Source organism: Aminobacter sp. Y103A (assembly GCF_030294925.1).
In the GTDB taxonomy this organism is placed as follows: Bacteria; Pseudomonadota; Alphaproteobacteria; order Rhizobiales; family Rhizobiaceae; genus Aminobacter; species Aminobacter ciceronei.
Genome location: NZ_AP017986.1, coordinates 4,255,501 through 4,268,247 on the forward strand (window position 1 = coordinate 4,255,501; position 12,747 = coordinate 4,268,247).

Below are 12,747 nucleotides of genomic sequence, written 5' to 3' on the forward strand. Positions count from 1 at the left end.
CGCCCATCTTGCTAATTCAGTAACAGCAGAAGAGGACAGGCTGACATGAATCCAAACGGGCAGATTGCAGTGGTCACCGGCGCCGGCTCCGGCCTTGGCGAAGCCACCGCGCGCGCACTCGCTGCCAAGGGCGCCAAGGTCGCGATCTTCGATCTCAGCCTCGAACGCGCCGAGAAGGTCGCCGCCGACATCGGCGGTGTCGCCGTGCGCTGCGATGTCAGCAATGAAGAAAGCGCTGTTACGGCATTTGCCGAAGTGGAAGCCAAGCTCGGCACGGCCCGTATCCTGGTCAACTGCGCCGGCATCGCCGTCGGCGTGAAGACTGTCGGCAAGGACGGTCCGCATCCGCTCAGCGTCTTCCGCCAGGTGATCGAGGTCAACCTGATCGGCTCCTTCAACATGATCCGGCTGTTTGCCGACGCAGCCTCCAAGCTCGAACCGCTGGCCGGCGGCGAGCGCGGCGTCATCATCAACACCGCCTCGGTCGCCGCCTATGACGGCCAGATCGGCCAGGCCGCCTACTCCGCCTCCAAGGGCGGCGTCGTCGGCATGACGCTGCCGATCGCCCGCGATCTCTCGCGTTCGGGCATCCGTGTCGCCACCATCGCGCCCGGCATCTTCAAGACGCCGATGATGGCGGCGATGCCGCAGGAGGTGCAAGACTCGTTGGGTGCCGCCGTTCCGTTTCCGCCACGTCTGGGCGAACCGTCGGAATATGGTGCGCTGGCATTGCACATCGTCGAGAACCAAATGATCAATGGCGAGACCATTCGCCTCGACGGTGCCATTCGCATGGCGCCGAAATAGGCGCCAGCCGTCCCAGGATCGGCTATCCTGCAGCCCCGGCAGCGCAAGCTTCCGGGGCTGTTTTGCTTGTGGCGAAACGACCCCCTTGCCAAAGCCTGCCCACCTTGGATAAGTAGATTGAATTAGTCATATTTGATGGTGAAGCAGTGGAAGAGCGCAAGAAGGACGTGTTTCTGGAGACCACCGCGGAAGCGGCAGCGCTCGCGCGTTCGCTGATGCGCAAGGCCCGCCATGGTGCGCTTGCCGTCATCGAGCCGGAAACCGGCTCGCCACTCGCCAGCCGGGTCGGCACCGCAACCGACGTCGACGGCACGCCGCTGATCCTTATCTCAGGCTTGTCCGCTCACACCAAGGGCATCGTCGCCAATCCCGTCTGTTCGCTTTTGGTCGGAGAGGTCGGCAAGGGTGATCCCCTCGCCCATCCGCGCATCACGCTGTTCTGCCGGGCGCGCAAGCTGGAACGCGGCACGCCGGAGTACGCCCGCGCCGAACGTCGCTACGTCAACCGCAATCCCAAGGCCAAGCTCTACATCGGCCTCACCGACTTTACCGTCTTTCGGCTGGAACTCGAGCGCGCCAACCTCAATGGCGGCTTCGGCAAGGCCTATCTGTTGAGCCGCGACGACCTGCTGCTCGCCGGCCCCGCGGTGGACGCGATCGCGGAAGCCGAACAGTCGGCTCTCGACCACATGAATTCGGATCACACCGAAGCGACCACGATCTATGCCACCCATTATGGCCGGCTCGACGATAAGGGCTGGGTGCTCAGCGGCTTCGATCCTGAAGGCATGGATCTGGCCGCCGGCGACGAGACCGCACGCGTGCTTTTCCCTGCGTTACTTGCCGAGGCCGCCGATCTCAGGCGAAGCCTTGTGGAAATGGCAAAAGAAGGTCGCGCAGCGAAGTCTTGATTTTTTCAGCGAAAGCTGATTTGTCCTATTTTAGACAGATTGATCGCTGATTCCATTGATCATCTGGTTTGGTAATCCGTCGTTGTTGCCCCCATGACGCCGGAAAGCATGACTGATACACGGGGTACCCATGAAACCGAAAAAACTGACGGACAATGCGGAAGCTGCTGCTTCCTTGCTCACACTTATGGGCAATGAAAAGCGGCTGATGATCATGAGCCATCTGCTCGACACGGAAATGTCGGTCGGCGCGATTGCCGAAAAGGTGTCATTGAGCCAATCGGCGCTGTCGCAGCACCTGGCCCGCTTGCGCAACGAGGAATTGGTCGAGACACGTCGCGACCGGCAGATGATCTACTACACCTGCAAGTCCGAAGCCGTGCGCAAGCTGCTCGGCACGCTGGAAGGCATCTTCGAGGACGCCTGATCTTCAGCTGACAAAGCCTTTCCAGGCTCCCATAGCGGACTGCCCTCCGCTATGAAGCTACCATGAACATCATCCGCATCGACGACCCGGCCGACCCGCGCGTGGCCCCCTATCTCGACATCCGCGAGCGCGATCTGGTCGGTCGCGAAGGGCGCTTCATCGCCGAGGGCAAGGTCGTTCTCAACGTGCTGTTTGCAGCGCGGCGCTTCGACGCGGATTCGGTGCTGGCGCTCGAAAACCGCCTCGCCGGTATGAGCCAGACCCTCGCCCTTGCTCCCGAAGCCATGCCGGTCTACGTCGCCTCGGGCGCCGTCATGGACGCCATTGCAGGCTTCCACATGCATCGCGGCATCCTGGCCATCGGCCGCAAGGGAGCGACGGCTTCAGTCGACGACGTGCTTGCCGCCCTGCCCGAACGCGCGCTGGTGGCGGTGCCGGTGGGGATCTCCAACCACGACAATATCGGCTCGATCTTCCGCAACGCGGCTGCCTTTGGTGCCGACGCGGTGCTGCTCGACCAGACCTGCTGCGACCCGCTCTACCGCAAGGCAATCAGGGTCTCAGTCGGTGCAGCGCTCAAGGTGCCGTTCGCCATAGGCGGCACGGCCGGCGAGCTTGCCGACGCACTTACCCGCCACAGCTTCGAACAGCTGGCGCTGTCGCCCGCGGGCAAGGCCGACATCAGGGACATCAGGCGCCCCGCCCGGCTGGCGCTGTACCTCGGCACCGAAGGCGAAGGTTTGCCCGAGCCGCTGCTGAGAAGACTGACGACGGCAAAGATCCGGATGGCGCCTGGTTTCGACAGCCTGAATGTCGCGGCCGCATCGGCGATCGCGCTGCATCACTTCACCGAAGCATCAGAATAGGCCTATTCGGCGGGGACAGGTTTCTGCAGCGCCCGGACGCGATCGGCAAGGCTGATCACGGCTGGCGCATCGACGGGCGTACGGGCCTCACCAGATGCGGCAAGCGCCTTGGCAATAGGCGAGTCAGCGCCCTCGAGCCGAGCGGTGAGCGCCACGACTTCGGCGGCCAGTTCGTGCATCTGCTCGCGCAGCTGCGAATCCTCGCTTGGCGACGACTTGGTGCGTCCTGCCTTCGACAACTCGCCCTTCAGCCGCTTGTTCTCGCGCGTCAGCGTGGTCAGCCGCACTTCCAGGCGCTCCCGCTCCATCGCCTGCGCCGTGCCATTGACCGCTGCCGTTTCCGGCGCGGCCTGCGGGCCCTTCAGCTGCTCGCGCACGCGGGCGAGTTCGGTTTCGCGCAACCGGCCGAGCTCCGCCTCGCGCCGCTCCAGCTTGTCGTCGCGGTCACTGAGTGAAGACACCATCTGTTGCAACCTCTTGTCCAGTTCGACAGCGCGCTTGGTTTCCGCCAGGAGCGCCTCGCGCACGGCCTTGTTGTCGGCTTCGAGTTCGACGACACGCTTGTCGGTGTCCTTGCGCTGGCTGCGCAGCGCCGACATGTCGTCGGAGAGCTTGCCAATCTCGCTTTCGCGGCTGACCAGCTCGATCTGGCGGTTGCTCGAGGACAGGCTGGCCTCGTCATACAGCCTGCCAATCTCCTCGATCTCCTGTGCCCGCTTCTCCAGCATGCTTTCGGCTTCGACGAGCTGGGCGGCAAGAGCCTTGATCTGTTCGTCGCGCTTGGCGATGTCCTCTCTCAGGCTGCCGCGCGCGGCTTCCAGTTCGCCGACGGTGCGATCCTTGTCGGCATGGTCGGTGACGTGGGCCTTTTGCGCCTCACGGCTCCGGCTAAGCTCGACGGCCTGCGTCAGGAGCTTTTCCTGCGCCGATTTGAGCTGAACCTCGACTTTGCGCAGCGCCATGGCGTGCTCGGCGCGCAGACTGTCCTTGTCGGCGCGGATTTCATCGAGGGTCATCGGAAGCTTGGCTTCGACCCGCTGGCGGGTGACCGAAACGGCACGCCGCCAGACCGACGGCGCAATCAGCAGCACCACGAAGCCGGCGGTCAGGAAGCCAAGAACGAAAAAGAGGATCGACTGAACCAAGGCACTTTACCCGTTACGGATACGCGCGAGTTTGCCATGTTCCCATGGCAGGAATCCAGCACCGCCGCAACAAAATGGCGCCCAATCGACCCGTTCTTCACACAATCAGAACGGATTCCAGGTCGGCTGCTGGGTCAACTTCAGGTAGCCAAGATTGACGCCCAGTCGCGCGCCGACACCGGTACGCACGGGCACGAGCAAAATGTTGCCGCGCTTGAGGACGTTGAAGCCAACGCCGGCAACGACATAGGCCGAACCCGCGACGCCGCCATAACGGTCATAGAGGTTGTTCACGTCGTCCAGGTTGTAGACCAGGATCATCGTGCGCGAGCCCTGCCCGCCGAAATCCCAGCCCAGCGACGGCCCCTGCCAGAACACCTTATGGTCGCCGGCATTCTTGGTGTAGAGCGTGCCCTCGCCATAGGTCAGGCCGCCGACAAAGGCACCCGATCCCTCTTCGCCAAGCACGTAGCCGTTCGGCAGGCCATAGGACGCGAAAACCTTCTCGACCACGCTGGCGAGACCGCCAGACGTCGAGCCAAAGAAGCGATGGCCGGAATCAAGGATCTCCTGCGAGGTATATTGCTGCGCGCGAGACGCAGATGTCGAAAATGCCAGAACGCCGACAAGGACGAACATCGCGGCAACAAGCCGGGCAAAAGTCCGGCCATAGAATCGGGAAATCATGCTTCCAAATCTCCGTCAGGGAGCACACTTTCTCGACGCCCCGGACCCGCTGCTACTCTTGATGGCGGCTGGCTGGTCCAACTTCGGCAAACTATGCCGTAATCCTTTTTCAACCATTAAACTGACCTACGAAGATGGCGGATCGAAGGCACGACCGGGCGTTAAAAAGCCCGGAGTTGCGCAGAAAAGCCACCATTTCGCGCAAGCGTTATCGGCTGTTTCTTGCCGCATGAGGCGGCGCTGTGTAACCAAGAGTACTGTAAGGCCAGCCCTGATTCGTACTGTCGGGCTTCGTGGCCGCCAGATCGTGGTTCAAGTCATTTTTTGCCCGAGGGATGCCGTTCATGGCCGAGTTGTTGACGCTTTCCGCCCCTGACCTCGCAGCGCTGCTGTGCAGCCGCGTCTGCCACGACATCATCTCGCCGGTCGGCGCCATCAACAATGGCCTCGAACTGCTCGACGAGGGCGGCGCCGACGAGGACGCGATGCGCCTCATCCGTACCAGCGCCCGCAACGCCTCGGCGCGGCTGCAGTTCGCCCGCATCGCCTTTGGTGCTGCTGGCTCGGCCGGCATGCTGATCGACACCGGCGACGCGGAATCGGTTGCGACCGCCTTCCTCAAGAACGAGAAGCCGGAACTGACCTGGAGTGGCGGGCGCGCACTGCTGCCCAAGAACAAGGTCAAGCTGCTGCTCAACCTTTTGCTCGTCGCCCATGCGGCGATACCGCGCGGCGGCAAGCTCAGCGTGACGCTGGAAGCCGTCGAGACGGCGCCGAAATTCATCCTGTCGGCCAGCGGCCCGATGTTGCGTGTGCCGCCAAAATTCCTCGAGCTGCACTCCGGCCACAAGCCTGACGAGCCGATCGACGCCCATTCGGTGCAGCCCTACTACACGCTGCTGCTGGCGCGCGAAGCCGGCATGACGATCTCGATCCACGCCACGCCGGAAGAGATCCTGCTCACTGCCGAGTAATCGGCACGACGTTTCAGTATTGTCGAAGCATTGTCGTCATCGCCTGGTGGCAACGGTCTCGTGACAGCGTGCGCGCGCTTGGGCGCGACCGCACGCGCCGAAGTTTCCAAGAATTTTACCATTCGGGTTTTCGGCTTCTTTACGCCGCCCAGCTAAGGTCACGTTGCATCCGGCGCGACTGACGCGTCCGGCTCCCGCAAAAAGGACCGGGATATGAAGCGTTGCCTGTTCGTCGATGATTCGAGCGTCATCCGCAAAGTCGCCAAACGCATCCTCAACAGCTCCGAGATGGTCGTCGTCGAGGCGGCATCCGGCGCCGAGGGGCTGGATATGTGCGCCTACGACATGCCCGACATCATCGTCGTCGACGGCGGGCTCGAGGACATGAGCACCACAGACTTCATCCGCCGTGTCCGCGCCATCGAAGGCCGTGTCAAGCCGCAGATCGCCATCTGCCTGACTGAGGTCGACATCGGCGCCATCATGCGCGCCAAGCGTGCCGGCGCGCAGGGCTATCTTCTGAAGCCGTTCACCAGGCCGCAACTGCTCGACCGCTTTCGCGCCTTCGACGTCGCAGCCTGATTTCGCTCCTGGCACGACAGACACCTAGCGAGAAACTGTGCCCAGAAAAAAGAAAACCCGGCACGAAGGCCGGGTTTTGACTGAAGTATCCAGAATAAATCAGGCAATTTCGCGAAGTTCTTCCGGCTCACGCAGCACATAGCCGCGGCCCCAGACAGTTTCGATGAAGTTCTGGCCACCGGATGCAGCGTCGAGCTTCTTGCGTAGCTTGCAAATGAAGACGTCGATGATCTTCAGTTCGGGCTCGTCCATGCCACCATAAAGGTGATTGAGGAACATTTCCTTGGTCAGCGTGGTGCCCTTGCGCAGCGAGAGCAGCTCCAGCATCTGGTATTCCTTGCCGGTCAAGTGCACGCGCTGGCCACCGACTTCGACCGTCTTGGCGTCGAGATTGACGATCAGGTCGCCGGTGATGATGACCGACTGGGCGTGACCCTTCGAACGGCGGACGATGGCGTGAATGCGTGCCACCAGCTCGTCCTTGTGGAACGGCTTGGTCATGTAGTCATCGGCGCCGAAGCCCAGGCCGCGCACCTTGTCCTCGATACCGGCCATGCCGGAGAGGATCAGGATCGGCGTCTTGACCTTGGACAGGCGCAAAGTACGCAGAACCTCGTAACCCGACATATCGGGCAGGTTCAGGTCGAGAAGGATGATGTCGTAGTCATAAAGCTTGCCGAGATCGACGCCTTCTTCGCCGAGATCGGTCGTGTAGACGTTGAAGCTTTCCGATTTGAGCATCAGTTCGATGCTCTGTGCGGTTGCACTGTCGTCTTCTATCAGCAGAACGCGCATTCAAATCCCCTTTTCTGCTGCCGGAACGTCTTCTCGGTCTAATCCATACCGGCCCAGTGCTACTGAATCGGAGGCTGCCATCGAATGGTTAACAAAACCTAATTTCGTATGGAAGACCATATCAGAAATTTTAACCGGCGCATACACCCTCTTGAATCCAATCATGAATCACACGGTCAACATCTTAACGCGCTGCATTAACAAGGTTGCCTAAGCGACTCCGGACACGACCCGATCACATTCACGGCGAAAACCAGAATCTTTACCGGGCTTTAAGTCTCGATGGGTATGATTAACGATGCCCGTAAACGAATGGTTACCGACGGACAAAAACTTTAAAAGTTTGTTTTCCATAGTCGGGAGTTCAGAACCGGTTCCGGCGCGGCACGGTCCATTTGGGCCGAAGTAGGCGAGTAGAAGTGCGTTTTTCGGTGTTCGGGAGTATCGGGTCATGAAGTCACGTGAGAACCTGGTCAGGCTCAAGCAGTTTCAGGTGAACGAAAAGCGCCGCCAGCTGATGCAGCTTGATTCGATGATCGCCGAGTTCGACCGCATGGCCAGCGAGCTCGAACTGCAGATCGTCGCCGAGGAAAAGAAGGCGGGGATCACCGATCTCAATCATTTCGCCTATCCGACCTTCGCCAAGGCCGCGCGGCAACGACGTGACAACCTGAAAAACTCCCAGCATGACCTGGCGCAACAGCGCGCCGCTGCCGAATCCTTACTCGCCGAAGCTGAAGCGGAGCTGTCCAAGGCGGAGGCTCTGGAGTCGCGCGATCGCAACACCCGCGACGCCGACGGCACCGGTCGCAGCGCGATGATCGGCTAAAAAGTCAATTTCTCCCGCACTTTGCCGCTGCTCGCGCGGCAGCGAGCCGTTTGGCGCCTCGAGCCATCCGCTCGGCCCAAGGCCCCTGCTAGGTCCTGAGTTCGGCCGGCTCTCCTTCGGCAGCCAATGATTGGGCACGCGAATCACGAATTTCGGGCGCATGGCGCTCCGCCCAGACACGGATCTGGTTGAGCAGATCGGCGAGGTTACGGCCGAGATCGGTCAGCTCGTACTCGACGCGCGGCGGTATGACCGGGAAGATCTCGCGCCGCACCAGCCCGTCGCGCTCCAGAATACGCAGTGTCTGCGTCAGCATCTTGGGCGTGATGCCCTCTACCTTGCGCTGCAGCTCGCCATAGCGCCGCCGGCCCGGCTTCAAGGCACCGACGACCAGATAGACCCATTTACTCGCCAGCATCTCGAGCACGGTGTGCGACATGCATTCGCGTCGGAAGGCGTCATAGCCGAACGGCGTGTCGGGGGCGCAATCACTATCCATGGGGTACCTATATATCATTGAGGTACATTCTAGACAAGCGAGTGATACTATCCAAATGATAGTGGCACATGCATCCACCCAAGGAGGACATTCTCATGCGTGCCATTACCCAGAACACTGTCGGCGGACCTGAAGTGCTCGAACTCGCCGAACAGCCGACACCACAGCCCAAGCCCGGCGAAGTGCTGATCCGCATCAAGGCTGCCGGCGTCAATCCGGTCGATGCCGCCGTGCGCGGCGGGTTCTACCCCCTTCTTGGCGAGCCGCCCTTCGTGCTCGGCTGGGACCTGTCAGGCACTGTCGAAGCGGTTGGCGCCGGCGCCAACGGCTTTGCAGCAGGCGACGAGGTCTTCGGCATGCCGCGCTTCCCGGCACAGGCCGGCACCTATGCCGAACTGGCGGCAGCACCGGCAAGCGAGATCGTGCACAAGCCCGAGGCGCTCGACCATGTCACGGCAGCCGCCCTCCCCCTCGCCGGCCTGACGGCCTGGCAAGGCCTGGTGACAGCAGGCAAGCTCAAGGCCAACGACCGTGTCCTGATCCAGGCGGCCGCCGGCGGCGTCGGCCACCTGGCCGTACAGATCGCCAAGGCGCGGGGCGCTTATGTCATTGCCACCGCGAGCCCCGGCAAGGTCGATTTCGTCCGCTCCCTCGGTGCCGACGAGGTGATCGACTACACCTCGGACGATTTCGTCGCCAAAGCCGGCCCGGTCGATCTCGTCTTTGAGGCGCTCGGCGGCGATCATCCTGAGAAGTCGCTGGAAGCGCTGAAGGACGGCGGCACGCTCGTCGTGCTGCTCGGCCTCAGCGACAAGGCCGCAGCAGAGGCTGCATCACGTGGCATCAGGGTCGAACGCATCTCGGTCCGGCCGGATGGCGATGGCCTGAAGGAACTGGCGAAACTGACGGAAACCGGCAAACTCAAGGTCCATGTCGCCAGGAGCTTCCCGCTCGACCAGGCCGGTGCCGCGCATGCCTTCCTGGCGACCAGACCAAAGGGCAAGGTCGTTCTGGCACTTTGAGAGCGACGCCTGAATTCCTGCAACAACGAGCCGGGCAATGCTGCCCGGCTTCTCCATCATCCGGACTTTCGCTATAGCTTGCCGATGCGCACGCTTTTGCCATTGATCCTGTTTGCAGCTTCGATCTGCTTCGCGCTCGGCATCGTGTTGCCGCTGATTCATGTCGATCGACTGTATTTCTTCGCCGATGAACCTTCGTTGATCGGCATGATCGCAGCATTGTGGCGTGGTGGCGATTGGCTGCTGGCGATTGTCGTCGCCATGTTTTCGGTGGTCTTTCCCGCGATGAAGCTCGGCCTGCTGCACAATGCGGCCTATGGCCAGGCAGCCGGCGCCGTCAGCATTCCCGGCTGGTTTCGGGCCCTGTCCAACTGGTCGATGCTCGACGTCATCCTCGTTGCGCTGGTGGTCTTCGCCGCCAAGACATCAGGCCTCGCCACGGCCTTCACCAAACCTGGTCTGTGGTTCTTCGCGGCATCGGTGATGCTGACTGCAACCGCTTCAACCGTCATAAAGAGGAAGCCACGGGACAGCGCACAGGCAGCTCATTGAGGCAATGCGTTTCAGGTAGCAATTCGGGGAAAGCTCAGCCCGAAAGCAAAAAGGGTGCGGCAAGCCGCACCCTTTTCTGTTGGTTGGCCGCAACGGCCGGTGTCAGTGGCGGTATTGCTGGATGCGCGTGGTGCGCAGGCCGGCAAGGCCGTATTCGTCAATGGAAGCCTGCCAGGACAGGAACTCCTCGGTCGTCAACTTGTAGCGTTGGCACGCTTCGTCAAGACTGAGCAGTCCTCCCCTGACCGCGGCGACCACTTCCGCCTTGCGGCGGATAACCCACCGGCGCGTGTTGGTCGGGGGCAGATCGGCAATCGTAAGCGGGCTGCCGTCCGGCCCGATAACATATTTGACACGCGGTCTAACCAGATCGGTCATCGTACTCTCTACTAAAAACTCAAAGACCCAATCACCTGTCACACTAGCGCCACAGCTTTAAAAATTGCCTAAGCGTACACTAAGAGCTAAGTAACGAACGTGAACAGAACGTTAGACTCTCAATCCGCAATTTAACCACCTGCTCAGTTGGCTGGTTTCTCGCCGAAAAAGGTGGGCCAGCGCGCTCCGGGTGGCACTGCGATGAGGCTTGACCTATATTGCAGCCATTGGCATGCAGCCGACCTATAGACAGCGGAACGCAATCCCGATGAACAGCCTGGACCTGCCCGGACGCCCCGAAGACACCCGCGTGGTTGTTGCCATGTCGGGCGGTGTCGATTCTTCAGTCGTGGCCGGCCTGCTGAAACAGGAAGGCTATGACGTCGTCGGCGTCACGCTGCAGCTCTACGACCATGGTGCCGCAACCCACCGCGCCGGCTCCTGCTGCGCCGGTCAGGACATCGCCGACGCTCGCCGCGTCTCCGAGACGCTCGGCATTCCACATTACGTGCTCGACTATGAAGAGCGCTTCCGCAAGGCCGTCATCGACCCCTTCGCCGAAAGCTATGTCGCGGGCGAGACGCCGATCCCCTGCGTTTCGTGCAACCAGACGGTCAAGTTCGCCGACCTGCTCGCCACCGCGCGCGAGCTCGGCGCCGATGCGCTCGCCACCGGCCACTACATCCGCTCCAAGCAGAACGGTGCCCACCGCTCCCTGTACCGCCCCGTCGACGCCGATCGCGACCAGAGCTATTTCCTGTTCGCCACCACCCAGGAGCAGATCGACTATCTGCGTTTTCCCCTTGGCGGCATGTCCAAGCCAGACGTGCGCGCCGCTGCCGAGCGCATGGGCCTGACGGTTGCCGCCAAGCAGGACAGCCAGGACATCTGCTTTGTGCCGCAGGGCAAATATTCCGACATCATCGCCAAGCTCAGGCCTTCGGCCGCCAATCCCGGCGACATCGTCCATATCGACGGCCGTGTGCTTGGCCGCCATGAAGGCATCCTGCGCTATACCATCGGCCAGCGCCGCGGCATCGGCATCGCCTCGGGCGAGCCGCTTTATGTCGTCCATATCGACGCCGAGCGCGCGCGCGTCGTCGTCGGCCCGCGCGAGGCGCTGGAGACGCACAAGATCTTTCTGCGCGGCATGAACTGGCTCGGCGACGGCGCCCTCTCGGCGGTGCCGGCTGGCGGACTCGAGCTTTATGCCAAGGTGCGCTCGTCGCGCCCCCCCCGCCCCGTCGTACTGCATCACAAGGGCGGCGCCACCTGGGTCGAGCTTGTCGACGGCGAGTCGGGCATAGCACCGGGCCAGGCCTGCGTGCTCTATTCAGACGAAGGCAACGAGGCGCGCGTCTTCGGCGGCGGCTTCATCGAGCGTTCCGAGCGCCATGCCGACGCCGAGGCGATGCTGTCGCGGCTGGCTGCAACGCCGGGTTCGATCGCGGCGGAATGAGCCCACCTCGATGGCGCTGGCGTATCTGAAACGCTGGGCAAAGAGGCTCACCTGCACGGTAATCGCGGCCTATCTCGCTTTTTTTAGCCGTGAGGTGCCTTGGCTTCCCAAGCTGATCGTGATCGGCATCGCCATAGGTACCCTAATCGCAGGGAAGATGCTGAGCGACACGATCTCAACCGATGTGCCCGGCCGGATCCTGAGTTTGGCCAGCATCATTGTCGCGATCGCCACGATGCATAAACTCACGCCACCCAAACTGATGAGCGGATTCCGTTCTCGCGCCGACGGACCGGTCATCCAGTCGTATGTCTCCGCCTACTTTGAGTGCCTCGCCGTGATCGCCGTGCTTTCCATCTTGTTTGTTACGTGGTGGGCGGTCACAGAATGACCATTCAGTCCGGCAACCAGCCCGGCGGCATGCTGGAAGCAGCCAAGCGCTGGGCGCGGCTTCTGAAGCGCGATGTCGTGGCGCTCTATCTTGCGGCGCGCAGCCCGCTGACGCCATGGTTTGCCCGCGTGGCGGCTGCCTGCGTCGCCGCCTATGCGCTCAGCCCTGTCGATCTCATTCCCGACTTCGTGCCGGTGCTCGGCTATCTCGACGACCTGCTGATCGTGCCCCTGGGCATCTGGCTGGTGATCGGCATGATTCCGCCCGAACTGATGGCTCGCTTCCGTGCCGAGGCAACCGAAATCACCGCCCGGCCGCGCAGCATGGCCGGCCTCGCCTTCGTCATCGTGGTGTGGCTGGCAGCGCTTGCGCTTGTCGGCTGGTGGCTGCTGCGAAGGGAATAAGGGACAGACTGCGCCAATG

Annotated in this window: 17 protein-coding genes; 12 read left to right on the top strand and 5 right to left on the bottom strand. The window is 62.0% G+C overall.

The window, feature by feature from the left end; genetic code table 11:
- Window positions 1-45: 45 nt before the first annotated feature.
- The 4 genes from Amn_RS20875 (at window position 46) to Amn_RS20890 (ending at window position 3,011) form a co-directional block, all read left to right on the top strand.
- Window positions 46-807, top strand: a complete 762-nt coding sequence (locus Amn_RS20875) for a 3-hydroxyacyl-CoA dehydrogenase (protein ID WP_067959179.1) — start codon at window positions 46-48, stop codon at window positions 805-807.
- 146 nt (window positions 808-953) lie between these two features.
- Window positions 954-1,718 carry a HugZ family pyridoxamine 5'-phosphate oxidase gene (locus tag Amn_RS20880; RefSeq protein ID WP_067959176.1) on the top strand — a complete coding sequence of 255 codons (765 nt, stop codon included), beginning with the start codon at window positions 954-956 and terminating at the stop codon, window positions 1,716-1,718.
- 130 nt (window positions 1,719-1,848) lie between these two features.
- Complete coding sequence (locus tag Amn_RS20885; RefSeq protein ID WP_067959173.1) at window positions 1,849-2,145, top strand: ArsR/SmtB family transcription factor; 297 nt, start codon at window positions 1,849-1,851, stop codon at window positions 2,143-2,145.
- Between the two features lie 62 nt (window positions 2,146-2,207).
- Window positions 2,208-3,011 carry a TrmH family RNA methyltransferase gene (locus Amn_RS20890; protein WP_286291351.1) on the top strand — a complete coding sequence of 268 codons (804 nt, stop codon included), beginning with the start codon at window positions 2,208-2,210 and terminating at the stop codon, window positions 3,009-3,011.
- Between the two features lie 2 nt (window positions 3,012-3,013).
- Here Amn_RS20890 and Amn_RS20895 read toward each other — a convergent pair whose 3' ends face one another.
- Window positions 3,014-4,156 (bottom strand): coiled-coil domain-containing protein, encoded by a 1,143-nt coding sequence (locus Amn_RS20895; RefSeq protein ID WP_286291352.1) that lies wholly within the window; start codon window positions 4,154-4,156, stop codon window positions 3,014-3,016.
- Window positions 4,157-4,261: 105 nt separating this feature from the next.
- On the bottom strand, window positions 4,262-4,843 hold the full coding sequence (locus Amn_RS20900; RefSeq protein ID WP_067959164.1) for a DUF1134 domain-containing protein: 582 nt from the start codon (window positions 4,841-4,843) through the stop codon (window positions 4,262-4,264).
- Between the two features lie 344 nt (window positions 4,844-5,187).
- On the opposite strand from Amn_RS20900, the gene chpT reads away from it, so the two are divergent.
- Window positions 5,188-5,817: a histidine phosphotransferase ChpT gene (gene chpT / locus Amn_RS20905; RefSeq protein WP_067966240.1), complete on the top strand. Its 630-nt coding sequence runs from the start codon at window positions 5,188-5,190 to the stop codon at window positions 5,815-5,817.
- A 213-nt stretch (window positions 5,818-6,030) separates the two neighbouring features.
- The gene (locus Amn_RS20910; RefSeq protein ID WP_067959161.1) at window positions 6,031-6,399 is read left to right on the top strand and encodes a response regulator; all 369 of its coding nucleotides are present in this window, start codon (window positions 6,031-6,033) and stop codon (window positions 6,397-6,399) included.
- Window positions 6,400-6,498: 99 nt separating this feature from the next.
- Here the strand turns inward: Amn_RS20910 and ctrA are convergent, their stop codons facing one another.
- Complete coding sequence (ctrA, locus tag Amn_RS20915) at window positions 6,499-7,194, bottom strand: response regulator transcription factor CtrA (RefSeq protein ID WP_067959158.1); 696 nt, start codon at window positions 7,192-7,194, stop codon at window positions 6,499-6,501.
- 451 nt (window positions 7,195-7,645) lie between these two features.
- Between ctrA and Amn_RS20920 the strand changes: the two genes are divergently transcribed.
- On the top strand, window positions 7,646-8,023 hold the full coding sequence (locus Amn_RS20920) for a flagellar export protein FliJ (RefSeq protein WP_067959155.1): 378 nt from the start codon (window positions 7,646-7,648) through the stop codon (window positions 8,021-8,023).
- Between the two features lie 88 nt (window positions 8,024-8,111).
- On the opposite strand, the gene Amn_RS20925 is transcribed toward Amn_RS20920, so the two are convergent.
- A complete protein-coding gene (locus tag Amn_RS20925; RefSeq protein ID WP_067959153.1) occupies window positions 8,112-8,522 on the bottom strand; it encodes a winged helix-turn-helix transcriptional regulator in 411 nt (136 codons plus the stop codon).
- A 95-nt stretch (window positions 8,523-8,617) separates the two neighbouring features.
- Here Amn_RS20925 and Amn_RS20930 point away from each other — a divergent pair, with 95 nt between their 5' ends.
- A complete protein-coding gene (locus Amn_RS20930) occupies window positions 8,618-9,544 on the top strand; it encodes an NADP-dependent oxidoreductase (protein ID WP_067966238.1) in 927 nt (308 codons plus the stop codon).
- An 84-nt stretch (window positions 9,545-9,628) separates the two neighbouring features.
- Window positions 9,629-10,096, top strand: coding sequence for a paraquat-inducible protein A (locus Amn_RS20935; protein WP_286298117.1), 468 nt, complete (start codon window positions 9,629-9,631; stop codon window positions 10,094-10,096).
- A gap of 102 nt (window positions 10,097-10,198) precedes the next feature.
- Here Amn_RS20935 and sciP read toward each other — a convergent pair whose 3' ends face one another.
- The gene (gene sciP / locus Amn_RS20940; protein ID WP_013529904.1) at window positions 10,199-10,474 is read right to left on the bottom strand and encodes a CtrA inhibitor SciP; all 276 of its coding nucleotides are present in this window, start codon (window positions 10,472-10,474) and stop codon (window positions 10,199-10,201) included.
- Window positions 10,475-10,742: 268 nt separating this feature from the next.
- Between sciP and mnmA the strand changes: the two genes are divergently transcribed.
- From mnmA to Amn_RS20955, 3 genes are read left to right on the top strand one after another with little or no spacing between them, the layout of a single operon-like run.
- The gene (gene mnmA / locus Amn_RS20945; protein WP_286291568.1) at window positions 10,743-11,933 is read left to right on the top strand and encodes a tRNA 2-thiouridine(34) synthase MnmA; all 1,191 of its coding nucleotides are present in this window, start codon (window positions 10,743-10,745) and stop codon (window positions 11,931-11,933) included.
- 10 nt (window positions 11,934-11,943) lie between these two features.
- Window positions 11,944-12,324: a hypothetical protein gene (locus tag Amn_RS20950; protein ID WP_286291570.1), complete on the top strand. Its 381-nt coding sequence runs from the start codon at window positions 11,944-11,946 to the stop codon at window positions 12,322-12,324.
- Window positions 12,325-12,353: 29 nt separating this feature from the next.
- Window positions 12,354-12,728, top strand: coding sequence for a YkvA family protein (locus Amn_RS20955; RefSeq protein ID WP_286298118.1), 375 nt, complete (start codon window positions 12,354-12,356; stop codon window positions 12,726-12,728).
- Window positions 12,729-12,747: the final 19 nt, after the last annotated feature.

Bases quoted from the DNA above. Each gene is read 5' to 3' on its own strand.
- Amn_RS20875 (WP_067959179.1), top strand. From the start codon at position 46: ATGAATCCAAACGGGCAGATTGCAGTGGTCACCGGCGCCGGCTCCGGC.
- Amn_RS20885 (WP_067959173.1), top strand. From the start codon at position 1,849: ATGAAACCGAAAAAACTGACGGACAATGCGGAAGCTGCTGCTTCCTTG.
- Amn_RS20890 (WP_286291351.1), top strand. From the start codon at position 2,208: ATGAACATCATCCGCATCGACGACCCGGCCGACCCGCGCGTGGCCCCC.
- Amn_RS20900 (WP_067959164.1), bottom strand. From the start codon at position 4,843: ATGATTTCCCGATTCTATGGCCGGACTTTTGCCCGGCTTGTTGCCGCG.
- chpT (WP_067966240.1), top strand. From the start codon at position 5,188: ATGGCCGAGTTGTTGACGCTTTCCGCCCCTGACCTCGCAGCGCTGCTG.
- Amn_RS20910 (WP_067959161.1), top strand. From the start codon at position 6,031: ATGAAGCGTTGCCTGTTCGTCGATGATTCGAGCGTCATCCGCAAAGTC.
- ctrA (WP_067959158.1), bottom strand. From the start codon at position 7,194: ATGCGCGTTCTGCTGATAGAAGACGACAGTGCAACCGCACAGAGCATC.
- Amn_RS20920 (WP_067959155.1), top strand. From the start codon at position 7,646: ATGAAGTCACGTGAGAACCTGGTCAGGCTCAAGCAGTTTCAGGTGAAC.
- Amn_RS20925 (WP_067959153.1), bottom strand. From the start codon at position 8,522: ATGGATAGTGATTGCGCCCCCGACACGCCGTTCGGCTATGACGCCTTC.
- Amn_RS20930 (WP_067966238.1), top strand. From the start codon at position 8,618: ATGCGTGCCATTACCCAGAACACTGTCGGCGGACCTGAAGTGCTCGAA.
- Amn_RS20935 (WP_286298117.1), top strand. From the start codon at position 9,629: ATGCGCACGCTTTTGCCATTGATCCTGTTTGCAGCTTCGATCTGCTTC.
- sciP (WP_013529904.1), bottom strand. From the start codon at position 10,474: ATGACCGATCTGGTTAGACCGCGTGTCAAATATGTTATCGGGCCGGAC.
- mnmA (WP_286291568.1), top strand. From the start codon at position 10,743: ATGAACAGCCTGGACCTGCCCGGACGCCCCGAAGACACCCGCGTGGTT.
- Amn_RS20950 (WP_286291570.1), top strand. From the start codon at position 11,944: ATGGCGCTGGCGTATCTGAAACGCTGGGCAAAGAGGCTCACCTGCACG.
- Amn_RS20955 (WP_286298118.1), top strand. From the start codon at position 12,354: ATGCTGGAAGCAGCCAAGCGCTGGGCGCGGCTTCTGAAGCGCGATGTC.